This is a genomic window from Marinomonas rhodophyticola (assembly GCF_026113935.1).
GTDB lineage: Bacteria > Pseudomonadota > Gammaproteobacteria > Pseudomonadales > Marinomonadaceae > Marinomonas > Marinomonas rhodophyticola.
Genome location: NZ_JAPEUL010000007.1, coordinates 579,091 through 605,694 on the forward strand (window position 1 = coordinate 579,091; position 26,604 = coordinate 605,694).

Genomic DNA, 26,604 nt, shown 5'->3' on the forward strand with positions numbered 1-26,604 from the left:
TTTTGTCTATTGGTTGTAAATAGGCGCTGTCATGAAGTTGTCATCTTAATGCCACAGAACGGACATTTTACTGGTCTATGTTGAAAGTAAGAGAAACCAGTGAGGGTGATTAGCATGAACATACTTCAAAATATCCACGCATTTGATGTCCAGACGTTTTCCTGGTGTATGGCGCGTAAACACAGAGCGAAGCTGACGACCATCGGGAGAGCTATTTCGTTTTCGGCTGACGGTCCGTTATACGCTCTCGGGGCATTGTTGCTCTGGTGGGCAGGATACGATGTTTTAGTGGCCGTGTTAGCCTTAGGTTTTGTCGTTGAGCGTTTGGTGTATTTTGTACTAAAGCGAGGCTTTAAGCGCAATCGGCCAGCGGATGCTCTGGATAATTTCAGCAGCTTTATTATTCCCTCAGATCAATTTTCCTTTCCATCTGGTCATACCTCTGGTGCATTTTTTATCGCTTTCTGTTTGAGTGAGTGGTTTCCTAGTTTAAATATGATGTTGTACTTTTGGGCGGCAAATGTGGGGTTATCACGTATTTTTCTGGGTGTGCATTTTCCTACAGATACGGTGATTGGCGCTTTGTTAGGCAGCGCTTGTGCTGCGCTAGCAATAGGAGTGTTAGTATGAAAATTCTGTACGGCGTGCAAGGTACAGGGAATGGTCATATCACTCGGGCAAGAGCCATGGCAGCGGAAATGCATGCTGCTGGAATCGAGGTGGATTTTGTGTTTTCAGGACGCGCGCCAGAAGATTATTTTGATATGGCCGTATTTGGCAATTACCGGACATTTCAGGGGCTTAGCTTTGTGGCACGTAATGGGCAACTAGATCTGTATGCTACCTGTCGGAATGCCAATTTTTTAACGCTGTTTCGAGACATTCGTTCTTTGGATACTCGTGGTTATGATTTAGTGATCACGGATTTTGAACCCATTGTGGCTTGGGCGGCTAAGCGTCAGGGTGTTCCTTGTGTGGGGTTTGGTCATCAATATGCCTTCAAATACGATATTCCTCGTTATAAAAAGAACGCTATTGCACAATGGATTATGTCGAATTTTGCGCCTGCCGTCACGCAGTTAGGCGCCCATTGGCATCATTTTGGTCATCCTATTTTACCACCGCTCATTCACGCACAAGCCATGGCGAATAGAGCGCATTCTGATCAAGTTTTAGTGTATCTACCCTTTGAAAACAGTGAAGCGGTTTTAGACTGGCTTGAAGGCGTACCCAATTATCAGTTTCGCTTACACTGCAAAGATATAGAGCCTGGTGTTTATGGAAACGTTGAGGTCTTTCCTTTTGGTCGAGACTTATTTCAAAAAAATTTAAGTGAATGCGAATCTGTGTTGTGTAATGCGGGGTTTGAATTGAATTCAGAGGCGTTACAGCTAGGACGACGCATTTTAGCGAAACCGTTAAAAGGACAGATAGAGCAGCATTCAAATGCGATTGCGTTGGATTTGTTAGGCATTGCTAAGACCAGCAATGTATTAAGCTCTGAGATTATTAAAGAGTGGCTAGAGACAAGTCGAGTGGTGCAAATCTCTTACCCCAATGTCGCCAAAGCAGTCGTTGCTTGGTTGCAGTCTAGCAATGATATTAGTGTTTCTGACTTGTGTGAGTCATTATGGCGGCAAACACCCAATGTACGTGGTATTGATTTTAAGTATGATAAAGACACGCAACCTATTGATGTTAAAAGCGTTACAGCCTGTCACTAATGACAGGCTGTAATTTCATCCCATTTTATTCAGTGTTTAACTGTCTTTTGTTTGCCGTCAAGCTGGCTCATTCTTTAAGCGCGAAGGTTTTGTTCAAAGAAACTGATGGTACGTTGCCACGCCAATTCTGCGTTTTTCTCATCATAGCGAGCCGTTGAATCATTATGAAAGCCATGGTTTGTTTTAGGGTAAACGTAGGCAGTGTAATTTACATTGTTGGCTTTTAACGCTTTCTCATAGTCAGGCCAGGTGTCATTCACTCGCTGATCTAATTCTGCGAAGTGAATTTGCAAAGCGGCTTTAATTTTATCTATATTGCCCTTGGCAGGCGTTCCGTAATAAGGCGCACCTGCCTGAATGGTATCCGGCATGGCCGCCGCCAATGTGTTAGTTAAATAACCACCGTAACAGAATCCGACCATACCCACTTTACCTGTGCCAAATTCGTGCTTCTTCAGTAGAGTGGCTGCGTCCATGAAATCGCCTTCAATCTTGCTACCATCTAAGGTTTTTTGCATTTCGCGGCCCGCGTCATCGTTGCCAGGATAGCCACCGAGAGGAAACAGAGCGTCAGGAGCAAAAGCAATGAAGCCAGCCTTCGCTAAGCGTCTTGCCACATCTTCGATATAAGGATTAAGACCACGATTTTCATGGGCTACTAATACAGTAGGGGCTTTATTATCGGCATTGACATTTTTGGGCATCACTAAATAGCCGCGACCTTTGCCGTGTCCATTAGGCGTATCAAATTCGACATAACTGGCGCGGATCTCAGGATCATTAAAGGACACTTGTTCCGCTAGCGCATAGTTTGGTGTCAACGCACCAGCGACAACAGAAAGGGTTAGCCCAGTCACACTGAGCGTCCCTAAGCGAGATAAGAAGGTGCGGCGGTCTATGTCGCCATGGGCGTATTCGTCGTACCAGTCAAAGGCTTCTTGCGGAATGCTGTTGCTTGATATTGGCCTAGGTGTGTTTTTTTCTGATGATAACGTCATTGCTATGTCTTCCTTACAGGTTGATGAAACTAAGCAGAACATTGTTATAGATTATTGCTGGACTAGATTACAAAAGTAGACACGGTATAGCTGTACTAATGTCTTCTTTAGAAGTGAACAAACAAAAATGGTTCAATAGACATACGTATAAAAAAAGAATCGGATGATGAAGATTGATCTTTTTTTAAAAGTATGCGTAATTAGAGTTTAGTACTCAGTAAATAGTATTTACCAATCTTCTTAATGAAGATAACTCAGTAGGAACGGATACTTATGATGCGTAAAATGCCTATTATTATTACAGGCGGCGGGCAACGTCTAGGTTTAGCCTGTGCGAAGGCGTTACTTGCGCAGGGATATGACGTCATTATTACCTATCGAAAAGTACGAGAAAGTATTGTGGCGTTAGAAGAACAGGGGGTGACTTGTATTCAAGCCGATTTTTCAACCGCATCTGGCGTTGATGAATTTGTGGCGAACATACTCAGTCGCTACTCAGCATTAGGTGGCATTATTCACAATGCGTCTGAATGGGCACCGGAGGAAGGGTGTGCAGACACTGCCTTATTAATGGAAAAAATGTGGCAAGTGCATGTATTTGCACCTTATCGTATAAATCTGGCCTTTGAAGCATTATTATGTGCAGGTTCTGAGCAAGATGGGCAAGCAGACATCATTCATATGACGGATTATGTGGTAGAGAAAGGCAGTGATAAACATATTGCCTATGCAGCGAGTAAAGCGGGTTTGGCTAATTTAACTTGCTCTTTTGCTAAACGCTTTGCGCCTAAAGTAAAAGTGAATGCGATTGCACCATCATTGTTGATGTTTAATGAAAGCGATGATGACGAATACCGTAATAAAGCATTGAATAAGTCACTGCTTCGCAAAGCGCCAGGAGAACAAGAAGGCGTCATGGCTGTGCAGTATATATTAGGCAGTCGCTATATGACAGGTCGAACCTTGTCACTTGATGGGGGACGTCATTTGGTCTAATTAACCAAATAGCACCTCTTTTTTGAACGCCTCCATGTCATGTGACAGGGTTAAGCAACTTAGGACAAATATATGAAAGCTAATACAGCTGAACAAACCAATTTACATCGTCCCGTCTTGTCTGATGCGGCGATAAAAGTACGTGATGCTCTTATCAATAGCGGTTTAGAAACCCCGATGATTGATAATGGTTTAACCAATGAAGAAAAATACCAGCGTATTAAACACTCGTTTGAAGATATTGTGACAACGCTCGGCTTAGATCTGAGTGATGATAGTTTGGCAGAAACACCACACCGAATTGCTAAAATGTATGTAAAAGAGATTTTTTCAGGTCTGGATTATGCATTGTTTCCCAAGATCACCGTCATTGAAAACAAGATGCAAGTGGATGAAATGGTCAAGGTGAGTGATATTAGTTTTACCAGCACCTGTGAACATCATTTTGTTACTATCGATGGGTTGGCGAAAGTCGCTTATTTGCCGAAAACGAAGATTATCGGTTTGTCGAAGATCAACCGTATCGTGCGCTTTTTTGCACAGCGTCCACAAGTTCAAGAACGTCTGACTCAGCAAATTTTGGTAACGTTACAAACTTTACTAGAGACCGACAATGTTGCTGTCAGTATCAGTGCTGTACATTATTGTGTAAAAGCGCGTGGTGTTATGGATGCTAGCTCTTCGACACAAACCACCGCTTTGGGTGGATTGTTCAAACGCAGTGATAAAACCCGTGGGGAGTTCCTTGCCAGATAGGTTGGCAAGATACGCTGCTAAGGCAACCGGATTCACTGAAAAGCATCATAAGTACTCAAACGAAAAGAGTCTGTTTAATACAGGCTCTTTTTTTATGTCATAAATTCAGGCAAAGTGACGCAGCACAGATAGGATAAACCTTTACATTTGAGGCTTTAAGGCATGACAGATAAGAAAACAGTGTGGTTTCCAGCGAAAGATAATGGCTGGGGGTGGGGAAAACCTAACACTTGGCAAGGTTGGCTGGTATTGGTGTTGTATATTGTTAGCGTGGCCATCGTCAGTTTCGCCGTTGATCCTAAAGAAGCGCTTCTTAAATGGGCTGTGCTGGTTGCCAGTATGACTTTCGTTCTATTGTTGGTGTATCTCTGGAAAGGGGAAGCCCCAAATTGGAAGTGGAAACCGATCGAGAAAGATAAGCGCCGATGGTACAAGTAGCAGATCTTTATCTTAAGTCAATTTAAGTGAATTTAAAGATTTTATTGAAAACACGAATCGGTTCAAATAAGCAAAAACAAATTTAAGGATAAGTTAGTGCGCACATCAGGCGTGTTATTGTTTATTGCTTACTTAGGATTTATCAGTTTAGGATTGCCGGATGCGGCCCATGGGATTAACTGGCCCTTTGTGCGAACGGCTTTTGCTGTCCCAATGGGGTGGTTAGGCTTGGTGATTGCCGCTGGAGGTATCGGTTATCTGATATCGAGTTTTTCGGTTGGTTATCTAATGAACCGCTTTGGTGTCGGTTGGTTGCTGGTGGTGAGCAGCTTGCTGGTGAGCAGTGGTTTATGCGGGTTTTATTTCAGCCCTGCTTTTTGGGTTTTTGCTTTGTTTTCTGTGGTGATTGGCATGGGGTCCGGTGCCATTGACGCAGGATTAAATGCCTATGCCGCAGAGCATTTCTCTACAAAACATATGAACTGGTTACACGCCGCATTTGGCGTAGGGGCGACCGCAGGCCCGGTTATTGTTACCAGTGTTTTAGTGAGTTTTTCGCAAAATTGGCGTCTCGGTTATGCTGTGATCGCTATCATCTTATTTACCATGACGCTGGTGTTTTTGTTTAGTCGCCACCTGTGGGAAAGTGACAAGCATGCGCCTAAAAAAGCCGAGGTTTCTTCAGAAGCTCTTGTACCTGTGACGCAACTCCAGGCTTTAAAACACCCAGTGATTCGCTTCCAGATTGTCTTTTTCTTTCTGTACTCAGGGGTAGAGGTCGGAGTGGGGCAATGGGCATTCACTGTGATGACAGAGTCTCGTGGTATTTCCCTTGCCAGCGCGGGTACTTGGGTGGCGGTATATTGGGGGGCTTTGGCATTTGGCCGCGCTATTTTTGGTTTCTTGGTTGAGCGTTTTTCGGTTGATCAGTTATTACGTCTTTGTTTGGCTGGTATGGCGTTCGGTGCGCTCTTCTTTACCTTCAGTATGACACCTTACGCTAGCTATTTGGGATTAGCGCTTATGGGATTTTGTGCCGCCCCCATCTTTCCTTGTATGATTTCGCAAACAGCTGCACGGGTTGGTAAACATTACTCAGTACACGCCATCGGTTTTCAGATGAGTGCCGCTGTCTTGGGGGCAATGACGCTACCATTTTTGAGTGGGCTAATAGGTGGACAGTTTGGGCTGACGTCATTGAGTATCAGCTTTTTAGCTTACGCTCTGGCTTTATTTGGTCTTTTTCATAGTATTTTGAAGCGTTCGCTTTCATCGTCAGTGTAGCAAGGTTACTCATTTGCTTTGTCTAAGGTGTGGCGCTTTAGCAAATCTGGAAACAGATACATCCACAGACCAACCACGGCAATCGTTCCGGCTCCACCAATAACAATGGCTGGAACCACGCCAAACCAAGCCGCTGTCACACCAGATTCGAATTCTCCTAATTGGTTTGAACTGCCAATAAACACAGAGTTGGCTGCGCTGACGCGCCCACGCATATCATCAGGTGTTTCTAATTGTACTAACGTGGAACGAATGACCACGCTGATCATGTCTGAAGCGCCTAAAAGGACCAGTGCTAGCATAGAGAGAATAAGGTTTTCAGATAAGCCAAAGATGATGGTCGCGACACCAAAGATTGCGACGGCAGCGAACATGATTTTTCCCACACTATGAGTCAAAGGGTGGCGTGCTAAATAGACGGACATTAATAACGCACCTAAAGCCGGAGCGCAGCGTAGTAAACCTAAGCCCCAAGGTCCTGTATGAAGAATGTCTTTTGCGACGATTGGCAACAATGCCGTGGCGCCACCCAGTAGCACAGCAAACATATCCAATGAGACTGATCCCAAGATGACTTTATTGCCACGTATAAAGGTTAATCCACCAAACAGATGTTCGATACTAATAGGGGATTTGCTTTTTACCGTAAAGTTATAACGTAAGAAAAACATGATAATGCAGGAGATGAGAAAACAACTCATGCTGGATAAATACAGTGTAGTCGGTCCTAAAAGATAAATGAGTCCACCCAGTGCTGGACCCGCTATAACGGATATCTCGCGTGCTGAAGCCATGGCGCTAACAGCACGTGAAAGCAGAACATTTGGGATCAGGTTGGGTAAGATCGCTTGATTTGCAGGCATTTCGAAGGCCCTTGCGGTGCCAAGAAGCGCAGCACAGGCGTAAATCATATTGGCCGAAATCGTGGCTGTAATATTGCCATACGCTAGGATGGCCACCGTCATTGCCATCGTTAAGCGTGTGCAAACACAGATAAGCCTTCGATTATAGCGATCTGCAACGTGCCCTACGACTAAGGTCAATAATAATTGCGGGAGAAATTGACACAGTCCTACTAAGCCTAGTGCCATCGGACTGTTGGTTAAGTCGTACATTTGCCAGCCAATACCGACACTCAACATTTGGAAGGCGAAAGAAGAGGCTATTTGGCCGATCCAGAAATGAAGAAAATTCGGGTGTTGAAAGAGTGACGGCATGGTGTTTGGTCGATTTTGAGTAAAAATAAAATTTAAGCATTTTTATTTCTTTCTTGATAGTCATTATTTTTATCTAAATCGTCGTTTAGCTCTAAGCGTAACCAGAAAAATAGAGAGAACTATGTTAGATTATTGGCCTATTTGTCAGGATGATAACTAGCCTCCTAATACCGATTCCCCCGACGGTTTTTTGTCAGCCTGTTTACTGCATAAGCATAAGGCTATTTGATGATAAGGATTCACATTGACTTTTTCTGATACATATTCTTTGTTTCATGAGCGTTTGTCTCGCTGGCTATTGTTGTCTTGTTTAATGGCAGTGGGAATTGGGCAATCGTTTATTTTTACCTCTTTACCCCCTATCGGTCGTGAGATTGGTCTGGCGGATGTGCGAATTAGCACACTGATTACCGCTGGGGCGGCAACCTTTGTGGTGGCGGCATTTCTATGGGGAGGAATCATTAATCGAATTGGCCGCGTACGTTCGGTGATTATTGGCATGAGTAGCTATGCCATGACTATTGGGCTGACAGGCTTTGTACTGCAAGAAGCCTTGGTTAAGCATTTATCAGCAGAGCAAACCTATTATTTAGTATTTACTTTGCGCATTGTTTTTTCGCTTGGGATTGCTGGTGTTTTACCTTCTATTCAGACCTATTTAATCGCACACACCGACGTTAAGCATCGTAGTTCTACTATTGCGATGATCGGCGCTTCTTTTAGTATTGGTATGATTTTAGGTCCAGCTTTCGCGTCTTTATTGAGTAGTTTAGGATTGACTGCGCCTTTCTATATCATTGCTTTCTTGGCGGGTAGCATCGCTTTACTGGTGGTATTTTTTGTAAAAGATACTAAGCATGTGCGTCAATTTGTGAAACCACCTAAGATCAATTGGCTTACTCAGCCTGTGATGCCATTTTTATGTATGTCTTCGTTGTCGATTCTATCGATGACGGGGGTGCAACAAATTATGAGCTTTCTGATCCAAGATAGGTTTCAGCTAGATGTGGCGCAGACGACCCATCAGTTAGGCTTTGCCATGATGACCATGTCTTGTTTTAGTATTTTGGTGCAAATGATCTTGGTGCCTAGGTTTCAGTTGGGCGTGGTGACTTTAATCTTCAGCGGTGTTGGGGTAGGAGTGCTCGCTCAGTTTGCGTTTATTTTCTTAGATTCCTACGCAGGGGTGTTGTTGGCAATGGGGTTATTTGGGGCTGGATTTGGCTTTTTATTCCCTGGGATAGTGACGGCACAAACCTTATTGGTCAAAGACAGTCAGCAAAGCCGCTTAGCCAGTATCAATGCTTCTATGCAAGGGGTTGGTGCTGCAGTAGGGCCGGTGATTTTGGCGTCACTTTATCAACTTGGTCAATTGGTTCCATTCTTTGCTTTGATGTGCAGTTTGATTTTTATGCAGGGGGTGTTCATCTACTGCCACTCTAAATTAAGGCACGTGTTTTAGATCGTGATGAGTCGGCCTTTTTATGAATGGAGTTTGCTTTGAGCGATCTGACGAGGCGACACGCCAAAGTGTTGGTGAAAGCGTCGGCTAAAATGGCTCAAACTTAAATATCCCAGCTCGTAACTCACTTCGGTGACTGAGCATTTTTCTTGTAAACGTTGGTAGGCACGACTCATTCGACGTTGATGTTGATATTCCACCGGCGTACAGCCTAGCTGGCGTTTGAAGCTTTCAAAGAAACGGCTGCGGCTCATGCAAGCCATTTTAGCCAGCTGGCAGATGTCTAGTGGTTGCGCGAGATTGTGTTCTATCCATTGAATAACGCAAGTGAGGCCATTTGCATCGGGCGAATGTTGTGTAAAACGTAATAGGGCGTCTCGACCATGATGTCTTAGAATGCGCGTGACCAGTTCACTGACTCCAAAGTCAACCAGCAAGTCTCGATCTGGATCATTACGCAGAAAATCACTGGTGAGCCGATCTATGACTTGCTGTGTTGCCTGCGTATGCAAGGTGTGAAGGTGTTGATTTGGGTCCAGTACGACGCCTGAAGGCAAAGACTCGATCATAATATCATTCATGCGATCACAAATTTGCGCGACCCTTTCTTGCGAAATGGCAATGGTTAGACACGTCGTTGGATTGTGAAACTGAGCTTCAGGGAAGTCGATAAATACTTCTTCTTTGGGAGCCAATATAAAAGATTCATGTGGAAGAAAAGGGATGTTGTCATGATGTTTAGTGTGCATGACTTTGGCACCCGTTACCATACCGCAATACAGCAGTGAATCGGCTTTCAAACTGACTTTTTGGGCTTGTTCATAGGTATCGTAAATACTGAGACTCAGAATTTGGGCCTGCAAAGCACACGCGATTTTCGACCAACTGAATGGGCGCGCGCTTATGTTTTAATAACGCTTTTTCTGTCGAGATTGAGCGACTCATTAACACACCTCTTTTGTTTTAATATTTTTATTTCAATAGTGTGGCGTGGTGAATTTTCTTTTCTCATCATCGCTCTTGCTTTACTACGGGTCAATATAAAAGCAAAACAGAAATGGATCGCGAGACAAGTTTCATGGACTCACAGGCAAGTTTTCTTCTCGCTTTCTTTCTACTCTTAATATCAATGTTAAAACCTGACATAAAAACAACAAGAATGGAGAAGCTTTATGATCTACGCTCAACCTGGTACGAACGGTAGTCTTATTACATTTGAGGCTCAGTATGGTAATTTCATTGGTGGTAAATGGGTTGCTCCAGTAAAGGGGCAATACTTTGATAACATTAGCCCTGTAAATGGCGAAGTTTTTTGCCAAATTCCTCGCTCTACTGAAGAAGATATCAACCTTGCTCTAGATGCAGCGCATGCTGCCCGCGCGGCTTGGGGTAAAACATCTGTCACTAATCGTTCCAACATATTGCTAAAAATTGCTGATCGCATTGAGCAAAACTTAGAAGCTCTTGCCGTGGCCGAAACTTGGGACAATGGTAAAGCGGTTCGTGAAACCTTAAATGCTGATATTCCTCTGGCTGCTGATCATTTTCGTTACTTTGCGGGCTGTTTGCGAGCGCAAGAAGGCAGTACCGCTGAGCTAGATGAGCATACTGTAGCTTATCATTTTCATGAGCCATTAGGGGTAGTTGGTCAAATCATTCCTTGGAACTTCCCCATCTTGATGGCAGCATGGAAACTCGCGCCAGCACTTGCTGCGGGCAACTGTGTGGTACTCAAACCGGCAGAACAAACGCCAGCGTCGATTCTAGAATTGGTTAAAGTGATTCAAGATCTGTTACCTCCAGGTGTACTGAATATTGTTAACGGCTACGGCAAAGAAGCCGGTGAAGCGCTGGCAACCAGTAAGCGCATTGCTAAGATTGCTTTTACTGGATCAACGCCAGTTGGCTCGCATATTTTAAAATGCGCGGCTGAGAACATTATTCCTTCAACTGTCGAATTAGGTGGCAAATCGCCCAATATTTATTTTGCTGACGTCATGCAGCAAGAAGACGCTTTTATCAGCAAATGTGTGGAAGGTTTGGTATTGGCTTTCTTCAACCAAGGTGAAGTCTGTACTTGTCCATCTCGGGCCTTGATTCACGAATCCATCTATGACGATTTTATGGCCTTGGTGATCGAGCGAACGAAGACCATTAAACGTGGTAATCCTTTGGATACAGATGTGCAAGTGGGAGCCTCAAGCATCAAAACAACAGTTCGACAAAATTATGAGCTACATTGATATTGGTAAGAAAGAGGGCGCAGAGTTATTAATTGGAGGGGGATTGAATCGGTTGATGGTTTAGGTAAAGGGTTTTATGTGCAGCCGACCTTATTCAAAGGCTCTAACGAAATGCGTATCTTCCAAGAAGAAATTTTTGGACCAGTCGTGAGTGTGACGACCTTTAAAGACGAAGCCGAAGCACTGGCGATTGCCAATGACAGTGAGTTTGGTTTGGGCGCTGGGGTTTGGACAAGGGATACGAACCTTGCTTATCGTATGGGGCGTAATCTTGAAGCAGGTCGTGTTTGGATGAACTGTTATCACCAGTATCCTGCCCACTCCGCTTTTGGTGGTTATAAAAAATCCGGTGTTGGTCGTGAGACGCATAAAATTGCGTTAGAGCACTATCAGCAAACGAAAAACATGTTAGTCAGCTATGATATTAATCCGCTCGGGTTCTTTTGATCTAACCTAAGACGCCGGTATAAAAGGGAAAAGCCAAAAGATACTATATGTCTTTTGGCTTTGTTTTATTGTGTAACTTGTTTAGATCTCAGCTTGGTACCAGCTGATTTGTAATGGTCCTGAAGCGCCAAAAAATTGCCTTTTTTCCGAAATTACGTACAAATATCTGCTTTCCTTCTTGTTTCCTATTGGAAACTTTGTCTCATAAGTGATAATTTCACTTTATAGAGATCTTGCGTTATATATTGTCAGGATCAATGGTCTTATCAGTATTCGTCACATAGGAAACGGTTATGGCAATCAGTTTATTTGACCTTTTTAAGGTAGGGATTGGACCTTCCAGTTCACACACTGTTGGTCCTATGGTCGCGGCCAACCAATTTGCTCATCAATTGCAAGATCGTCATTTATTATCCAAGGTCAAGCGTTTAAAGATTGATTTATATGGTTCCCTTGGCGCAACTGGAAAAGGGCACGGTACAGGAACGGCTGTGCTAATGGGGCTTGAAGGTGAGTTGCCAGACAGTATTGATCCCAGTAGTGTCAAAGAGCGAATTGAGCACATAGAAGCCTCATCTGAGCTGAATTTATTGTCAAAGCAGCCGCTTCACATTGAGGTTGCTACCGATTTAATTTATCACCGTATTGATCGTTTAGATTTTCATGCCAATGGCATGGTGTTGGTGGCGTTTGATGCCGATGAGCAGAGAGTTCATCAGGCGACCTTTTATTCGGTTGGCGGTGGTTTTATTGTGCAAGAGGACGAACAAGGGAACGTTTCGATAGTAGAAGACACAACGGAGCTTCCTTATGTCTTTCATAATGCCGAAACCCTCATTCAGCTTTGCCGCGAGCACGACAAGAGCATTGCGCAAATCATGATGGAAAACGAAAAGACATGGCGCACAGAAGAAGAAATTAAACAGGGTATTCTTTCTATTTGGGCTGTGATGCGGGCGTGTGTTCAGCAAGGTATTCGTAATGAAGGCATATTACCTGGTGGCTTAAAAGTAAAACGCAGAGCCGCCAGTTTGTATCGAGATCTTACCAGTAAAACGCGCATGGATATGATCACGCCGTCTTTAGGTGCGATGGACTGGGTTAATTTGTATGCGCTTGCAGTGAATGAAGAAAATGCCGCAGGCGGAAGAGTTGTGACGGCACCAACCAATGGTGCAGCAGGGATCATTCCAGCGGTATTACATTATTACTGGGAGTTTTGCCCTCGTTCTTGTGAGGAAGGAGTGATTAATTTTTTCCTTACAGCGGCGGCGATAGGCTTATTATTTAAAGAGAATGCGTCTATTTCTGGGGCCGAAGTGGGTTGTCAAGGTGAAGTCGGGTCAGCGTGTGCGATGGCGGCTGCTGGATTAGCCGCAGCGACAGGGGGAACGCCTGAGCAAATAGAAAATGCCGCAGAAATTGGTATGGAGCATAATTTAGGTTTGACCTGTGACCCGATTGGTGGCTTGGTTCAAGTGCCTTGTATTGAACGTAATGCAATGGCATCCATTAAAGCAATTAACTCTGCGAGTATGGCCCTACGTGGTGATGGCACCCACTATGTGTCTCTCGATAAGGTGATTCGCACTATGCGAGATACTGGGAGAGACATGAACGATAAGTACAAAGAAACATCTCGCGGTGGTTTGGCTGTTAATGTCATCGAGTGCTAATAAATAGCGGGTGTGAAAAAAACATCTTGTAATAAAACGGTCATATTTATGTAGTATTTTTGTCATCAGTGCCTTTTGGGGCACTTTTTTTAGCCTTGTCTAAGCAAAAGACACAGGGGTTTTTATCTGCACAAACCCAGTGTAGAATGGCGCCGATTTGATAGTTTACAGATATATGACAGGCATACCGTATTTGCCTTCATAAACAAGATGTTCGATAGGATGAATTGAGAGCCGAATTTATAACTGTGCTGGGAAGGCACCTTGTTGAATAACGTAAGGTTTACCTTAGTTTATCAAGAGTTTGGCATAGATTAATCATAAATGAAGAGCCCATATGGATCTTACAAATAACCCGAAAGAAGAATCCACTTTATTGAGTGGTCATGAGTTTATTCGAGTATTGATCGCTTTAGCTTTTGTTTTAGCGTCTGGTTTTTATGCAACCAATAATGGTGTTGGTGTTTCTAACTTGTCAATATTAGCCATTGCTGCTGCAATAGGTGCCTACATGGCTGTCAATATTGGTGCCAACGATGTGGCGAACAACGTTGGTCCTGCGGTCGGGTCAAAAGCTCTGTCTATGACTGGTGCGATTTTGATCGCCGCTGTGTTTGAGGCCGCGGGGGCGCTAATTGCTGGTGGAACCGTGGTGGGGACCATTAAGAATGGCATCATTAATCCCAATGCCATCGGCAATGCAGAAACCTTTATATGGGTCATGATGGCGGCTTTGCTTGCAGGAGCTATTTGGCTTAATTTAGCGACATACCTTGGTGCGCCAGTATCAACGACGCATTCTATTGTTGGTGGTGTGCTTGGTGCCGGTATTGCGGCTGGTGGTTGGGATATTGCTAACTGGGATAAAATGATTGCCATTGTTGCCAGCTGGGTGATTTCTCCTCTTATGGGCGGCATAATTGCTGCGCTTTTCCTTATGTATATCAAACGCTCTATTACTTATAAAAGTGATATGATTGATGCTGCAAGAAAAGTGGTTCCTTTGTTAGTCGGTATCATGGTGTGGTCTTTTTCGACCTACTTAATTCTGAAAGGTCTTAGCAAACTTTGGAAACTCGATTTTATTACGGCGGCTATGATCGCTTTGGCGATTGCTTTAACCGTGTATTTTATCGTTCGTCCTATCGTAGATAAAGCAGCTGTAGCCTTAGCCAATGACAAAGATGCGGTAAACAGTTTGTTTACTATTCCGTTAATTGTTTCGGCTGCTTTATTAAGCTTTGCTCATGGTGCCAATGATGTCGCCAATGCCATTGGGCCTTTGGCAGCGATAAATGATGCTTTGTTGACGGGAGCTGTGTCAGGTTCTGCTGCTATTCCTTTGTGGATCATGATGGTTGGCGGTATTGGTATTGCAGTTGGTTTAGCGTTGTTTGGTCCTAAATTGATTAAAACGGTGGGGTTCTGAAATCACCGAGCTGGATAAGACTAGAGCTTTTTGTGTCGCTATGGCGGCGGCTATTACGGTGATTATTGCTTCTCAACTTGGTTTGCCTGTTAGTTCTACTCATATTGCCGTAGGTGGTATTTTTGGTGTCGGGTTCTTGCGTGAATACCTGAAACAATCTTATGAGAAAAAGTTAGCTTCTATTATTTCTCACTCTGCGTCAGCGGGCCATAATGGTGAACAAACGAAAGAGTTTGTTAAGCGTTTCAAATTGGCGGATGTAGAAGAAAAGCGTATGATTCTAAAAGAGCTAAAAGCGGCACAGGCCTCTTCTCCAATCTCTTCTGAAGAGCGTAAAGGATTGAAGAAAGCGACGAAAAAAGAATTGGTCAAGCGTTCTGCTTTGTTACGTATTGCCGCGGCATGGGTTATAACTGTTCCTGCTTCAGCTTTACTCTCTGCATTGATTTTTTATATGTTACTTGGTTTTTCTATCTCCCGATAATGGAAGTGGCAACGCAACAAAAAAGATCAGTCTATCTGGTCTTTTTTTGTTTTTAATGTGCGGTCTGTGTTATATAGATAGGTTATGTGTATTTAGTGTTTTAATCTCTCGGGTAACTATTAACAAATGAAATCAAGTATGTTGGTCTTAGTGGCTGTTACCCTAATTGTTGTGTGCTGCTCTTTGCCGGCTTTGTTTCGATGGCGAAAACAGCAACGCGAGTTAAGAGAAAAACAGCTTGCTTCTTTATCTAATCGTAGTGATCGCTTACTTTATGCGTTAGAGACGCTTTCCGACCGTTACTTAGCGAAAGAAACGAAAGTATTTATCTTAGAGTATTTATTATCAGCGATAGAACAGCTCATCACAGCCAATTTTCAATCAAGTTTTGTGACTAAAAAAACGTATTTAATACGGTTATTAACAGAAGTGAAGCTTGGAAAGAGCGTTATGGTTAAAGATAGAGTGGCCAGTCAGCAGCAACTTGAACAAATCCAAAATGCGCTACAGGTAATGCTTAGGGAGTTGAGACACCTGACAGAGCAATATGGTGTGAGTCGAACCATAATTCGGCATCATATTGTACTCATACGATACGCACACGCTTTGGCTCATCGTGATTTGCTGGTTCGTCAAGCTAGGCACGATTTAGATAATGATAAAAAAGGCCGTGCACTTGAGAAATATCGTGCTGCACTGTCGGTAATTGAAAAAAATGCCACTGTTAGTGGGGCGCAAAGAGAGGCAGTTCGTCTACGAAATATGATACAAGATGTTGAAAAAGTTTTATTTGCTAAAAGAAATAAAACGGAATCCGAGCTAAAGTAAGTTGATGTATTTTACCGCTTACTTTACGAGAAAAACGGCTATTCAGCTACAACACGACTAAGGTAAATAACCTATTATATGACCGCTGTTACCATCACTGTGCTTTTGCTTGTTATCGGTGGATTTATCGCGTTTGCTATTTTTCTACAGTTGAAAGAGCAAGCTCGTATAGAAAAATTACGTAAAGTGGCCACACTGAATAATCAGTTGCGCCAAGTGCGTCGTTATTTAGATGATATGCCGCCACAATATCAACCTAAAGATATGCGTTTGTGGTTATTTTCTCGAATGATCGCTATTTATGACCAGTTACTATTACTACAACCAGACCCTAACTTATCTCGCCGACGAAATCATTTAGCTGAAGAAATGTCAGAGTTTCAGACGAGTAAACAAAATAGACGTGCTAAGCCAATAAATGATGAGTTATTGATCATTGAGGTAAAACGCTTGTTTGATTCTCTCAAATCCTTTTTGATTCAGTCTCAGAAAGAAAAAACAATCGATCAAGACAATGTTCATCGTTACAGTAAATTGTTGAACTTTTATCACTACAAGGTCAACGCGGACTACCATGGATACCTTGCCCGTAAAGCGTTTTTAAGTGGACAAATGCAATCTGCTATTGATATGTACAAGGAAGCTTTAACGCAACTCACTCCCATAAAAGATATGATAGAGGCACAGTCTACAGTACAAAAATATCAAGAGTTGTTGCAAGAGATTGAAGACGATATGGCATTGCAGAAAGCCGAAGAAGAAATTAACAAAAATATGTCTAGTGAGGCCGAAGAAGAGTTAGATGATGAATGGAGTAAATTTATAGAAGAATCCACATTTAAAAGCAAAAAGCGCTTTTAAATATTCTTTTTTAGATCTTCGTTGTGATAGATCGTGTATATCACGGTTGTTCATTTGTTCTTTTCGGCACATAAACATTTTTATTATATTCTCTTGCTAGTTATGATAAATAATGCGATTTTTCTCCTCCTCCATGCCATGTTTAATAAGGACTTTTTGTGAATTTAGCGCTGCTTTCGGCATTTGTGCCGACTTTCTTTTTTGTTTCTATTACACCAGGTATGTGCATGACATTAGCCATGACGCTGGGCATGACCATTGGTGTCAAACGAGCGCTCTGGATGATGTTGGGTGAACTTGTTGGCGTGGCAACGGTGGCTATTTTGTCAGCCATTGGGGTGGCGGCTTTGTTGCTGAACTATCCTAGTGTTTTTATGGCATTAAAGTACATTGGTGGTGCTTATTTGGCTTTTATTGGTCTGCAAATGTGGCTTTCTAAAGGCAAGATGGCGATCAAAATGGACGCTGTTGGGAGCAAGCCAGCATCACAGTTAGATTTAATATCACAAGGTTTTGTGACGGCTATTGCAAACCCGAAAGGATGGGCTTTTTTTGTCGCCTTGTTACCACCATTCTTGGATGCAAGTCGTCCATTAGCCAGTCAGCTGGCAGTGTTAATCGCCATTATTTTGACGCTTGAATTTATCTGTTTGTTAATTTATGCCGCTGGCGGTAGAACTCTAAAAGCCATACTTATGCAGAGTGGAAATGTGCGAATTATGAATCGTATTGCTGGTTCTTTGATGATTGGTGTCGGCGTTTGGCTTGCTATTGGCTAATACTGCTAATGGTTGATATCGCAAATGATTAGAGAGCTGATTGCGCCATTGTTATGATGAAGACGCCTTAGGGCGTCTTTTTGTTTGTGAGTGCGTTGTGTCTGATCCTTGGGATTTTCTTGCTCCTGTTGATTTTCTTGTCCCTGTACTTCTGCGTTTTGCAAAAGGCTTTTTGGTTGGTGCGGGTAAATGTTGTAGTGCGGAAATTGGCATTTCCCGTGATGCACTAAGCAGTTGATTTAAATTCACTTCTAAATTTGCCATAAATTCCTGATAGCTGGCTTCCCCTACGCTAATGCTATTCAGAGCTGATTCCCATTGGGCTGTCATATCAGGAGTGACCAGTTGCGCTGGTAGGCAGTCAATAAAGGCGCGTCCTGTCTGGCTAGCATGGATCTGCTTGCCTTGTCTTATCAAGAAATTTCTTTTGAAGAGTAGCTCAATGATACTTGCTCGAGTGGCTTCAGTTCCTACCCCATCGGTTTCTTTTAAAATCGCACGAATGTCTTTATTGGTAACAAAGCGACTAATGCCCGTCATGGCGGACAATAAAGTGGCGTCGGTAAATGCGGCCGGTGGTGTCGTCACTTTTGCTTGAACTTGACCTTGTGAACACCATAATTCGTCGCCTTTGGTCAGTTTGGGCAGTTCATTTTGGTTCTCATCATCAGGATCTTTTGTTCTGTTATGACTGGGCAACAATGTTTTCCAACCCAAAGCAATAGGTGTGTTGCCTTTGGCTTCAAATTGGCCTCCGGCAATGTCTAATTTGATGTAGGACGATAGGTAATCGTATTCTGGGTAAAATTGCATTAAGTATTGGCGAGCAATCAGGTTGAATACCAAAGCTTCCGTTTTCGAAAGAGATGATGCTTTATAAGCCAGAGTGGTTGGAATAATCGCATGATGAGCCGTGACTTGCTTGTCATTCCAAGCTTTGCTTTTTCGTGTCGCATCGGCTTTTTGGGCACCATCTTGCAGATCTCCTTCTGATCGTGCCAAGGCCGCAATAATAACAGGTGCATCTTTGTGCTGTTGAGTTGGCAAGTACCGACAATCTGATCGTGGATAAGTGATCATTTGATGGCGTTCATAAAGTGTTTGGCAAGTATCTAACACTTGTTGGGCGGACAATGAAAAAGCTTTTGCCGCGTCTATTTGTAGTGCTGACAGGCTGTAGGGGAGCGGTGCTGCTTGTTTTTTCTGCTTGTATTGAGCGTCTACAACAATAGCCGGTTTATTGGTAATGCGCTGGGCGACATTTTGTGCCAGAGGTAAACTGAGTACACGATTTTCTTCATCCATATAAGGCTGGCAAGCTTCGCTGGGCAGCCATTTTGCTTGGAACATAACGTTTTGCGGTGTTTGTATGCTGGCCCACACTTGATAGAAGTCTTTTGGGATGAAAGCTTCTCGCTCTTTATCTCTGGCGACAACAAGGCCCAACACAGGGGTTTGTACTCGTCCAATAGACAATACGCCTTGGTAGCCCGCTTGACGCCCCCTAATGGTGTAGGCTCGTGTTAAGTTCAAACCAAATAGCCAGTCTGCGCGTGCTCGTCCCAGCGCGGAGCGAGATAAGGCCGCGAACTCATTATTTAGGCGTAAATTATTCAATGCTTTTTTGATAGCTGAGGGCGTTAAGTCATTCACTAAAAGTCGTTGTGTGTTTTTAAGCTTTTGTGCGGGCACCTTGGTGTAGTGAAGCACTTCGTCGACGAGCAACTGTCCCTCGCGGTCAGGATCGCCAGCGTGAACTAGAGTGGTGGCTTTTTTGATTAGCTTTTTGAGTATACCAAGCTGCTTTTTAGTGTTGGTTTTTTCTTGCCACTGCCAGTCTGTGGGAATAATGGGTAAATGATCTAAATTCCATGTTTTATAAGCAGGATCATATTGGTGTGGTTCCGCTTGTTCAAGTAAATGTCCGATACACCAACTAATGCAGTCACCATTTGGTAGCCAAATACAGCCTTCTTCTTTTTTCTGCGGCGAAGGAAGGGCGGCGGCAATAGCGCGGGCAAGACTGGGTTTTTCGGCAATATAAAGGATCATAAATACACTTACTGTTTATATATACAGTAAGTGTATCGAACCGAGTTAAATGTGGCTAGAGCGAAACGATATTTTATCGTTCAAACGGTTATTTTATTGGTACAACAAGCACAGGTATTGAGCTGGTGTGAATAACCTTGTTCGCGGTTGAGCCAATGATCATTTGACTTAGGCGGCCATGTGTTCGGCTATTCATGACGATTAAGTCGGCATTTTTTTCTTTAGCAATACGCTGTATCGATTCGGCAGGAATGCCATTTACTATCATCGTTTCAGGTTTTTGCTCTAAGCTAGACAGTTCTTGTGAATATTTTTCCATAAACTCAGAAAGCAGTCTTTCCATACGCGTATCGATGTCTTTGATGGCGTCTTTGCGCATCGTGGCTCTTACTTCTTCAGACATGTAGTTATTAATCATATTGGCTGCTTGTGCATTAAGTGGTTCTACCGCGTGCATTAATATGACTTTTGCGCCATGAGTATTGGCTAAGCTTAATACGAGGCTCCATGGCCGCTTGTGTTTTGCCTTCTAGATCGCAAGCATAAATAATAGTGTTTATTTTAGGTAACATGGCAAGATCCTCTTTTTATGTACCTATAAGCTTAATCCTTTTAACTTTTGTTGCTCTGATCTGTGTCAATGATCGTGTTGCTTATTTTGTGGGCTGAATCCGACAAGCGGTTGGCTGCGTGTCGATCACTATGATTTGCAAATAAGAAACAGCTCATTGACGATAGAAATATAAAACCAATAAACAGCATTCCCCAATAATCCGTAGTTTTTTTACTGTTGGGACATTGTTTAGGGGATGGGATAAAGTTTTTGGATTTCATAACACGCTCCTCGTGAATCGCGATTTATTAGATGATAATGAATATCATTTAATAAATCTATGGGGATGATTAATAAATTTCTAAAGTGATGTTTTTGGTAGGTGATTGGTTTGAAAAACAAGCCCATGAGATCTGCTTATGTTATGATGTGCGTCCAATTTTTTAGTTAATTAATAAGAGAGAGTAAACATGTCAGAACTGTCGTTCGACTCTAACGAAGCTAAAATCGCTTACGGTATTGGTCGTCAAATTGGTGATCAACTCCGTGGTAGTGATCTTGGTGAATTGTCTCTAGCACATCTTTTCGCTGCGATTGAGGATGCCCTAAACGGCGCTGAAATGCGTGTTCCTGGTGCTGAGCTAGAAGCGGCTTTTGCTGAGTTACAGCAAAAAATGGAAGAAAAAAGCCGTGCAGCATCTGAAGAAAACGTAAAGGCCGGTGAAGACTTCCTTGCATCAAACAAGGCCAAAGACGGTGTTCAAACGACAGAGAGTGGTTTGCAATTTGAAGTACTTGAAGAAGGTACGGGGGCAACACCAAGCCGTGAATCAACTGTTCGTGTCCATTACGAAGGTCGTTTGATTGACGGACAAGTATTTGATAGTTCTATTGCTCGTGGAGAACCTATTGAGTTCCCTCTAACGGGTGTTATTGCAGGTTGGACCGAAGGTCTTCAGTTGATGAAAGAAGGCGCGAAGTACCGTCTTACTATTCCTGCTGAATTGGCTTACGGTGCTCAAGGCGCGGGCGCCATGATTCAACCTTTCTCTGTGTTGCAATTTGATGTTGAGCTGATTGCGGTTGTTTAATAAAACAGTTTAATAAAATGTAGGCCGGATGAGTCGAGGTACGAGGCGCTTACCTGTAAAAAATAGCGGCGAATGGTCTGAATCCAATGCCTGATTACGGTCGTTCCTCCCTCATCAGGCCTACAATTTAATGAATCACAACTAAATGTCGCGCTCCATGCGAATGTGCATTTTGCCGGCTTCTAAAAACACTTTGCCATCACTATGGAAATTTTGTTTTTCATAGAAGGTTTGTACATCAACTTGGGCATGCAAAAACACCTTACGAATGCCCATTTCTCTTGCCACTTTCACCGCTCGGGTTAATAGCATCTCGCCATATCCTTGGTGTCGATAGGCGGGCAATACTGCTAGTCGACCAATTTGACCATTCTCTGTTAAGCGACACGTTCCTGTGGGAACAGCGGTTGTACCAAAAGACACAAAGTGCACTGCGTCTTCATCAAGTTCGTCCCATTCATCCTTTGGCTCTATGCCTTGCTCGATGATAAAGACTTGTTTGCGTACAAAGGTGAGTTGATCTTTGCTACTGTTCCAGTCTGATGTTAAAACCTTCATGTGATTCCCTTAATAAATGTCCTTTTATTCTTCCGTCGCTGCTAATTCGATAAGTCCTTGCTGACGAATTAGAAAGCGTATAAGAGGCTCTAGATCTGTGTTTTGTGTCAAATCTAGCCCAGAAAAATCGAATTCAACTTGATGGCAAACCGCTTCAACAAAGCCTGTTAGTGCTGCGTCAACGAGTAGGTGTTCACCATTACAAAATACACGAATTTTGCCCTTATCTTCAGAGCCTTGTTGAACATAGTAGCAAAGGCGTGCATCGCCAGGGCGAATGAAAGCTTGGCCCTTTTTTGCACTATTAAAGGCGTTGTTTAGTTCTTTTTGATTCAGCGGCTCAAGGTATTCAGGGTATTTGCTCTCGCTCATGGTCTCACCAAGCCATTCCGCCAATACGTCTGGTTGATTAATCAGGCGTGCTAGCTGTGCTTGCAAATACTCAATATCGTCTTCGCTAATGTGCGCACTGTGCTGACGTTTTGGTGTTTCTGGTGCAGCGAAGCGGTCTTTGACGTTGTCGTTTTCACACAATTTATCACGCACACCCGTGAGAATGTCTTGCATGCTAGGTGCACGGAAGCCAATCGAGTAGGTCATACACTCATCGTCGAGGGCGCGTCCATTGTGAGCAAAGTTCGGTGGCAAATACAAAATATCGCCAGCTTCTAGTTCCCAATCCATGTCTGGATTAACCGGAAAGTTATCTAAAATATGTAATTTGATGTTCGGGATCGCCGAATCTTGGTATTCATTTGGCGCGAGAACTTGCCAGCGACGTTTGCCTGATACTTGCACTAAAAACACATCATATTGATCGTAATGAGGACCAACACTGCCGCCTTCAGTGGCGTAGCTGATCATGACATCGTCTAGGCGCCAGCTTGGTAAAAACTCAAATTGTTCTTTTAATGCTTGGACTTCAGGTACCCAATGATCCACGGCTTGAACCAGTAGCGTCCATTCTTTTTCAGGTAGGGTCGCAAAAGTATCTTCGGTAAAAGGACCTTGGCGCATTTCCCAAGGTCTGATTCCATTTTCGATGACAATACGAGATTCAATTTCTTCTTCCATTGCCATACCTGCGAGTTCATCTGCTTCTAATGGCAGAGTGAAATCAACAAGACCACCACGAATTAATAACGGTTTTTTTTGCCAATATTCGTCGATAAAGGTTTGGGCAGTCATGCCGCCAAGAATAGTCAATGGGGTGTTTAGGTCTGTCATAAATCGCTCATTAAAAGAACAAAAGAAGTGGTGATGATCTTAGAAGCTAATGGCTTAAAAGGCAAAAAGAGCCGATAAATCGGCCCTTTTAAATTTACTCATTAAATGTCTCAATGCTCGATTGAGATGTTTAACAGAGAAAATCAGTTACGAATCGCTTTTGCTTGTGCAACGGCATTACCGATATAAGTCGCAGGGGTTAGTTTTTTAAGGTCTGCTTTTGCTTGCTCAGGCATGTCTAGGGTGTCAACAAAGGCTTCAATTGTTGCTTGATCAATCGTTCGGCCACGAGTCAACTCTTTTAGCTTTTCGTATGGCGATTCAATGCCATAGCGGCGCATCACAGTTTGAATTGGCTCAGCCAATACTTCCCAAGCGGCATTCAAGTCTGCTTCAAGGCGAGGCGCGTTGATTTCTAACTTGCTGATGCCTTTTAGCGTAGCTTGGTAAGCGATTAAGCTGTGTGCTAGACCCACCCCTAGATTACGTAAAACGGTAGAGTCCGTTAGGTCACGTTGCCAGCGCGAGATAGGCAATTTAGCGCTCAAGTGCCCCATAATCGCATTGGCAATGCCCAAGTTACCTTCGGAGTTCTCGAAGTCGATTGGGTTAACCTTGTGCGGCATGGTGGAAGAGCCGATTTCGCCAGCAATGGTTTTTTGCTTAAAGAAGCCCATGGAAATGTAGCCCCACACATCACGGTCGAAGTCGATCAAAATGGTGTTGAAACGACAGATCGCATCGTACAACTCGGCAATGTAATCGTGTGGCTCAATTTGTGTTGTGTATGGGTTCCAAGTTAGACCCAAAGACGTCACAAAGGCTTCTGCGTGAGCTTGCCAGTCTACATCTGGGTAAGCCGAAAGGTGGGCATTGTAGTTACCCACTGCACCGTTGATTTTGCCTAAAAATTCAACGTTTTCGATTTGCTTTAATTGGCGCTTCAAACGTGCTGCCACGTTGGCCATTTCTTTACCAACGGTCGTAGGAGACGCTGTTTGGCCGTGCGTACGAGACAGCATGGACTGTTCAGCGTGCTCGATAGCTAAGTCTTCAATCGCCTTGATGACGTTTTTCAACTTTGGAGTAATGCCTTCTTCCAGCGCTTCACGCAACATCAAAGCATGAGATAAGTTGTTGATGTCCTCTGATGTACAAGCAAAGTGTACAAACTCAGAAATAGCGGCTAATTCAGCATTGTCGGCCATTTTGTTTTTAATGAAGTATTCAACGGCTTTGACATCGTGGTTCGTAGTTTTCTCAATGTCTTTAATCGCTTGAGCGTCAGCTTCACTGAAGTTGTCTGCTAACTGATCTAGAAAGGCGCTGGCGCCTTGGCTCAATGCGGGTACTTCAGTAATTTGTGGGTGCTTGGCAAGCGCCTGTAGCCAGCGAATTTCAACTATGACTCGCATACGCAGCAAACCATACTCGCTCACAGAGCGACGCAGTACGTTTGTTTTCGATCCGTAACGACCGTCGATAGGGGAAATTGCATTTAAGCTAGTTAATTCCATTGAGATAACGCCTCGGACATGGTTTTCAGGGAGCGCCTATTATAGGCAAAAGGGGGGCGTACTTCTATGGCGGTCTGAACATTTGCGAGTATTAGATAATTTTTATTAGTGTGGATGAGTTTGTGTTGATTGCAATGTAGGGGCATACACTTTCGTGTTTTTTTGTTAACCGGTCCGTTTATTTGTTAATTGGCAATGTTTTTATATTTTTTCATTTGTATGATGGTGGCCGGTGATGGGAATAGTCTTTTAATAAACTGTTTAGGAAAGTGCTGCACATGAAGATCAGTCGTATCATGAATTTGGTTATTGCAATTGTATTGATAGCGTTATCCGTTCTGTATTTTATTACCCAGAGAAGTTTGAGCCTTAATAAAGAGGTAATAAGTCATCAGGTTGTTATGTCAGGTGCTGTGTCTGTGATGAAAGATGCTCGCTATCATGTTGTACAAGTTCAGCAGTTTTTAACAGATATGGGAGCAACTCGTAGTAATGAGGCCTTACCTGAGGCGGAAGAAAGCCTCAATCAGGCGATGGAAAAACTTAAAGAGTTAGCCATTATCGTTCCAGCTTATAAAGATCGAGTGCTTCAGCTGGAAAGACAGTTAAAGCAGGTATATAAAGTCGGCCGAGAGATGGCTTCTTCCTATATAAATAGTGGTACAGAAGCGGGAAATGCGTTAATGAAAGGCGCTGGAGGGTTAGATGAGGAATCAGCGAATTTAGCTGCTTCATTAGAGAAAATAGCGGATGAGTTAACGACTGAGTTTGATAATAGTGCCAGCAGTTCAATTAAAACTCTTGAAGAGTCAGAGTTTTTATCGCTTATTAGTAGTTTGATATCAGGTGTTGTTATTGTCGGAGCAATCCTGATTTTGCGTCGACGTATACTTCCAGATTTAAATTCATTGCAGTCATCTTTGCATAATATATCTGTTGGCGCCCGTGATTTGACTGTTCGTCTTGATGCAGATGGTAAAGATGAACTTGCTTCCGTGGCACACAGCTTCAACGTATTTATTAAGGGAATTCAAGATCTTGTTATTACACAGCAAGGTCAGTCTTCACTATTATCCGTTGCTGGAGAACAAATGTTAGTGGCTTCGCATAAGACGAGTACAGGTATGCAGGAGTTACAGCGTGAGACTTCTGGTATTGCTGATGTCGTTGCTGAGATGCAAGAAACGGTTCGTCATGTTGCTAGTAGCGCTGATGCGGCAGCACAAGCGGCAAAACAGTCTGATAGTGTAGCGAAAGAGGTAGATGTTGTTGTTAACAATAGTGTTATGTCGATTCAGCAATTATCAGACGGTGTCGAAAAAACCTCAATGGTACTTCAGGCATTAGAAAAAGAAACATCGGATGTGGGAAGTATCTTAGACTCGATTCGTGGTATTGCAGACCAAACTAATTTACTTGCATTAAATGCGGCGATCGAGGCAGCACGAGCCGGAGAGCAAGGACGTGGTTTTGCCGTGGTGGCTGATGAAGTACGGACTCTTGCGCAGCGAACTCAAGACTCAACTGAACAGATTCAGGTAATGATTACACAGTTACAAAAAGGCTCTCATGATGCGGTACAAGTAATGGCGGCGAGCAAACAGCAAGCTGAGCAAAGTGTGATGCAATCATTAAAGGCAAAAGAAGCTTTGAACACCATTACTTCATCTATGGGAAGGATTTCTTCTATGGCGACTGAGATAGCTTCAGCGATGGAGTTGCAAACAGCGGCTGCCGAAAATATTGATATGCGTATTCGTTCTATTCGTGATGAGGCTGAGCTAACGAATGAAAATGCAGGGCAGTCGAATGTGGCTGCTAAGCAAGTTTTGGGACAATCGAAGGCGTTGTCTGATCTTATCTCTAGCTTTAAGGTTTAGTTTTAAGACTGGGTATGATTTGATGAAGAAATATGAGGGTTTATAAATAGGAGATAAGTCGCAATTAGGCAGTAAAGCAAATCAAATCAAATTGACAAAGAAAA

The 26,604-nt window shown here is 43.3% G+C and carries 24 protein-coding genes and 1 pseudogene; 16 read left to right on the forward strand and 9 right to left on the reverse strand.

Going from position 1 to position 26,604, the window contains the following annotated elements; translation table 11 throughout:
• Positions 1 to 114: 114 nt before the first annotated feature.
• Together ONZ52_RS11395 and ONZ52_RS11400 are read left to right on the forward strand one after the other, a co-directional pair.
• Complete coding sequence (locus ONZ52_RS11395) at positions 115 to 630, forward strand: phosphatase PAP2 family protein (protein WP_265218736.1); 516 nt, start codon at positions 115 to 117, stop codon at positions 628 to 630.
• Positions 627 to 1,724, forward strand: coding sequence for an MJ1255/VC2487 family glycosyltransferase (locus tag ONZ52_RS11400; protein ID WP_265218738.1), 1,098 nt, complete (start codon positions 627 to 629; stop codon positions 1,722 to 1,724). The genes ONZ52_RS11395 and ONZ52_RS11400 overlap by 4 nt, the downstream gene beginning before the upstream one ends.
• A gap of 74 nt (positions 1,725 to 1,798) precedes the next feature.
• Here the strand turns inward: ONZ52_RS11400 and ONZ52_RS11405 are convergent, their stop codons facing one another.
• Positions 1,799 to 2,722, reverse strand: a complete 924-nt coding sequence (locus tag ONZ52_RS11405) for a dienelactone hydrolase family protein (protein WP_265218739.1) — start codon at positions 2,720 to 2,722, stop codon at positions 1,799 to 1,801.
• 273 nt (positions 2,723 to 2,995) lie between these two features.
• Between ONZ52_RS11405 and folM the strand changes: the two genes are divergently transcribed.
• The 4 genes from folM (at position 2,996) to ONZ52_RS11425 (ending at position 6,196) form a co-directional block, all read left to right on the forward strand.
• Positions 2,996 to 3,718 carry a dihydromonapterin reductase gene (gene folM / locus ONZ52_RS11410; protein WP_265218740.1) on the forward strand — a complete coding sequence of 241 codons (723 nt, stop codon included), beginning with the start codon at positions 2,996 to 2,998 and terminating at the stop codon, positions 3,716 to 3,718.
• Positions 3,719 to 3,790: 72 nt separating this feature from the next.
• Positions 3,791 to 4,474 (forward strand): GTP cyclohydrolase I FolE, encoded by a 684-nt coding sequence (folE, locus tag ONZ52_RS11415; protein ID WP_111605289.1) that lies wholly within the window; start codon positions 3,791 to 3,793, stop codon positions 4,472 to 4,474.
• A 162-nt stretch (positions 4,475 to 4,636) separates the two neighbouring features.
• Positions 4,637 to 4,912 carry a hypothetical protein gene (locus tag ONZ52_RS11420; protein ID WP_111605288.1) on the forward strand — a complete coding sequence of 92 codons (276 nt, stop codon included), beginning with the start codon at positions 4,637 to 4,639 and terminating at the stop codon, positions 4,910 to 4,912.
• 96 nt (positions 4,913 to 5,008) lie between these two features.
• Entirely contained in the window at positions 5,009 to 6,196 is a 1,188-nt protein-coding gene (locus ONZ52_RS11425) for an MFS transporter (protein WP_265218741.1), read from the forward strand.
• A gap of 5 nt (positions 6,197 to 6,201) precedes the next feature.
• Here the strand turns inward: ONZ52_RS11425 and ONZ52_RS11430 are convergent, their stop codons facing one another.
• Positions 6,202 to 7,413 (reverse strand): MFS transporter, encoded by a 1,212-nt coding sequence (locus ONZ52_RS11430; RefSeq protein WP_265218742.1) that lies wholly within the window; start codon positions 7,411 to 7,413, stop codon positions 6,202 to 6,204.
• A 244-nt stretch (positions 7,414 to 7,657) separates the two neighbouring features.
• Between ONZ52_RS11430 and ONZ52_RS11435 the strand changes: the two genes are divergently transcribed.
• Positions 7,658 to 8,875, forward strand: a complete 1,218-nt coding sequence (locus ONZ52_RS11435) for an MFS transporter (protein WP_265218743.1) — start codon at positions 7,658 to 7,660, stop codon at positions 8,873 to 8,875.
• A gap of 20 nt (positions 8,876 to 8,895) precedes the next feature.
• On the opposite strand, the gene ONZ52_RS11440 is transcribed toward ONZ52_RS11435, so the two are convergent.
• Complete coding sequence (locus ONZ52_RS11440) at positions 8,896 to 9,738, reverse strand: helix-turn-helix domain-containing protein (RefSeq protein ID WP_265218744.1); 843 nt, start codon at positions 9,736 to 9,738, stop codon at positions 8,896 to 8,898.
• A 309-nt stretch (positions 9,739 to 10,047) separates the two neighbouring features.
• Here ONZ52_RS11440 and exaC point away from each other — a divergent pair.
• From exaC to ONZ52_RS11470, 7 genes and pseudogenes are all read left to right on the forward strand, one after another.
• Positions 10,048 to 11,565 (forward strand): annotated as a pseudogene (exaC, locus tag ONZ52_RS11445) (acetaldehyde dehydrogenase ExaC).
• Positions 11,566 to 11,858: 293 nt separating this feature from the next.
• On the forward strand, positions 11,859 to 13,241 hold the full coding sequence (locus tag ONZ52_RS11450) for an L-serine ammonia-lyase (RefSeq protein ID WP_265218745.1): 1,383 nt from the start codon (positions 11,859 to 11,861) through the stop codon (positions 13,239 to 13,241).
• Positions 13,242 to 13,578: 337 nt separating this feature from the next.
• Positions 13,579 to 14,670: an inorganic phosphate transporter gene (locus ONZ52_RS11455; protein WP_321160304.1), complete on the forward strand. Its 1,092-nt coding sequence runs from the start codon at positions 13,579 to 13,581 to the stop codon at positions 14,668 to 14,670.
• 40 nt (positions 14,671 to 14,710) lie between these two features.
• A complete protein-coding gene (locus tag ONZ52_RS24720; protein ID WP_321160305.1) occupies positions 14,711 to 15,154 on the forward strand; it encodes an inorganic phosphate transporter in 444 nt (147 codons plus the stop codon).
• A gap of 138 nt (positions 15,155 to 15,292) precedes the next feature.
• Positions 15,293 to 15,982, forward strand: a complete 690-nt coding sequence (locus ONZ52_RS11460) for a hypothetical protein (RefSeq protein ID WP_265218746.1) — start codon at positions 15,293 to 15,295, stop codon at positions 15,980 to 15,982.
• Positions 15,983 to 16,060: 78 nt separating this feature from the next.
• Positions 16,061 to 16,843 (forward strand): hypothetical protein, encoded by a 783-nt coding sequence (locus tag ONZ52_RS11465; RefSeq protein WP_265218747.1) that lies wholly within the window; start codon positions 16,061 to 16,063, stop codon positions 16,841 to 16,843.
• Between the two features lie 158 nt (positions 16,844 to 17,001).
• Complete coding sequence (locus ONZ52_RS11470) at positions 17,002 to 17,622, forward strand: LysE family translocator (protein WP_265218749.1); 621 nt, start codon at positions 17,002 to 17,004, stop codon at positions 17,620 to 17,622.
• A 51-nt stretch (positions 17,623 to 17,673) separates the two neighbouring features.
• Here ONZ52_RS11470 and ONZ52_RS11475 read toward each other — a convergent pair whose 3' ends face one another.
• The 3 genes from ONZ52_RS11475 to ONZ52_RS11485 form a co-directional block, all read right to left on the reverse strand.
• Positions 17,674 to 19,674 (reverse strand): DNA topoisomerase III, encoded by a 2,001-nt coding sequence (locus tag ONZ52_RS11475; protein ID WP_265218750.1) that lies wholly within the window; start codon positions 19,672 to 19,674, stop codon positions 17,674 to 17,676.
• An 88-nt stretch (positions 19,675 to 19,762) separates the two neighbouring features.
• Positions 19,763 to 20,131 (reverse strand): universal stress protein, encoded by a 369-nt coding sequence (locus tag ONZ52_RS11480; RefSeq protein WP_265218751.1) that lies wholly within the window; start codon positions 20,129 to 20,131, stop codon positions 19,763 to 19,765.
• Positions 20,109 to 20,246: a hypothetical protein gene (locus ONZ52_RS11485; protein WP_265218753.1), complete on the reverse strand. Its 138-nt coding sequence runs from the start codon at positions 20,244 to 20,246 to the stop codon at positions 20,109 to 20,111. Before ONZ52_RS11485 ends, ONZ52_RS11480 begins: the two co-directional genes overlap by 23 nt.
• Positions 20,247 to 20,697: 451 nt before the next feature.
• On the opposite strand from ONZ52_RS11485, the gene bamJ reads away from it, so the two are divergent.
• Positions 20,698 to 21,318 carry a BamJ family beta-barrel-assembly machinery protein gene (bamJ, locus tag ONZ52_RS11490; RefSeq protein ID WP_265218755.1) on the forward strand — a complete coding sequence of 207 codons (621 nt, stop codon included), beginning with the start codon at positions 20,698 to 20,700 and terminating at the stop codon, positions 21,316 to 21,318.
• Between the two features lie 141 nt (positions 21,319 to 21,459).
• Here the strand turns inward: bamJ and ONZ52_RS11495 are convergent, their stop codons facing one another.
• The 3 genes from ONZ52_RS11495 to purB form a co-directional block, all read right to left on the reverse strand.
• Positions 21,460 to 21,876, reverse strand: coding sequence for a GNAT family N-acetyltransferase (locus tag ONZ52_RS11495; RefSeq protein ID WP_265218756.1), 417 nt, complete (start codon positions 21,874 to 21,876; stop codon positions 21,460 to 21,462).
• A gap of 24 nt (positions 21,877 to 21,900) precedes the next feature.
• Positions 21,901 to 23,103, reverse strand: a complete 1,203-nt coding sequence (locus ONZ52_RS11500) for a cupin domain-containing protein (protein ID WP_265218757.1) — start codon at positions 23,101 to 23,103, stop codon at positions 21,901 to 21,903.
• Between the two features lie 143 nt (positions 23,104 to 23,246).
• Entirely contained in the window at positions 23,247 to 24,620 is a 1,374-nt protein-coding gene (gene purB / locus ONZ52_RS11505; protein WP_265218760.1) for an adenylosuccinate lyase, read from the reverse strand.
• A gap of 278 nt (positions 24,621 to 24,898) precedes the next feature.
• Here purB and ONZ52_RS11510 point away from each other — a divergent pair, with 278 nt between their 5' ends.
• Positions 24,899 to 26,500 carry a methyl-accepting chemotaxis protein gene (locus tag ONZ52_RS11510; protein WP_265218761.1) on the forward strand — a complete coding sequence of 534 codons (1,602 nt, stop codon included), beginning with the start codon at positions 24,899 to 24,901 and terminating at the stop codon, positions 26,498 to 26,500.
• Positions 26,501 to 26,604 lie beyond the last annotated feature (104 nt).

Excerpts from the sequence above, each read along its gene's own strand:
- ONZ52_RS11510 (WP_265218761.1), top strand. The coding sequence starts at position 24,899 with ATGAAGATCAGTCGTATCATGAATTTGGTTATTGCAATTGTATTGATA.
- ONZ52_RS11465 (WP_265218747.1), top strand. The coding sequence starts at position 16,061 with ATGACCGCTGTTACCATCACTGTGCTTTTGCTTGTTATCGGTGGATTT.
- ONZ52_RS11430 (WP_265218742.1), bottom strand. The coding sequence starts at position 7,413 with ATGCCGTCACTCTTTCAACACCCGAATTTTCTTCATTTCTGGATCGGC.
- folE (WP_111605289.1), top strand. The coding sequence starts at position 3,791 with ATGAAAGCTAATACAGCTGAACAAACCAATTTACATCGTCCCGTCTTG.
- ONZ52_RS11395 (WP_265218736.1), top strand. The coding sequence starts at position 115 with ATGAACATACTTCAAAATATCCACGCATTTGATGTCCAGACGTTTTCC.
- ONZ52_RS24720 (WP_321160305.1), top strand. The coding sequence starts at position 14,711 with ATGGCGGCGGCTATTACGGTGATTATTGCTTCTCAACTTGGTTTGCCT.
- ONZ52_RS11405 (WP_265218739.1), bottom strand. The coding sequence starts at position 2,722 with ATGACGTTATCATCAGAAAAAAACACACCTAGGCCAATATCAAGCAAC.
- ONZ52_RS11475 (WP_265218750.1), bottom strand. The coding sequence starts at position 19,674 with ATGATCCTTTATATTGCCGAAAAACCCAGTCTTGCCCGCGCTATTGCC.
- ONZ52_RS11485 (WP_265218753.1), bottom strand. The coding sequence starts at position 20,246 with ATGTTACCTAAAATAAACACTATTATTTATGCTTGCGATCTAGAAGGC.
- ONZ52_RS11420 (WP_111605288.1), top strand. The coding sequence starts at position 4,637 with ATGACAGATAAGAAAACAGTGTGGTTTCCAGCGAAAGATAATGGCTGG.
- ONZ52_RS11495 (WP_265218756.1), bottom strand. The coding sequence starts at position 21,876 with ATGAAGGTTTTAACATCAGACTGGAACAGTAGCAAAGATCAACTCACC.
- ONZ52_RS11460 (WP_265218746.1), top strand. The coding sequence starts at position 15,293 with ATGTTGGTCTTAGTGGCTGTTACCCTAATTGTTGTGTGCTGCTCTTTG.
- ONZ52_RS11450 (WP_265218745.1), top strand. The coding sequence starts at position 11,859 with ATGGCAATCAGTTTATTTGACCTTTTTAAGGTAGGGATTGGACCTTCC.
- ONZ52_RS11500 (WP_265218757.1), bottom strand. The coding sequence starts at position 23,103 with ATGACAGACCTAAACACCCCATTGACTATTCTTGGCGGCATGACTGCC.
- purB (WP_265218760.1), bottom strand. The coding sequence starts at position 24,620 with ATGGAATTAACTAGCTTAAATGCAATTTCCCCTATCGACGGTCGTTAC.
- bamJ (WP_265218755.1), top strand. The coding sequence starts at position 20,698 with ATGTCAGAACTGTCGTTCGACTCTAACGAAGCTAAAATCGCTTACGGT.
- ONZ52_RS11400 (WP_265218738.1), top strand. The coding sequence starts at position 627 with ATGAAAATTCTGTACGGCGTGCAAGGTACAGGGAATGGTCATATCACT.
- ONZ52_RS11480 (WP_265218751.1), bottom strand. The coding sequence starts at position 20,131 with ATGCACGCGGTAGAACCACTTAATGCACAAGCAGCCAATATGATTAAT.
- ONZ52_RS11455 (WP_321160304.1), top strand. The coding sequence starts at position 13,579 with ATGGATCTTACAAATAACCCGAAAGAAGAATCCACTTTATTGAGTGGT.
- folM (WP_265218740.1), top strand. The coding sequence starts at position 2,996 with ATGATGCGTAAAATGCCTATTATTATTACAGGCGGCGGGCAACGTCTA.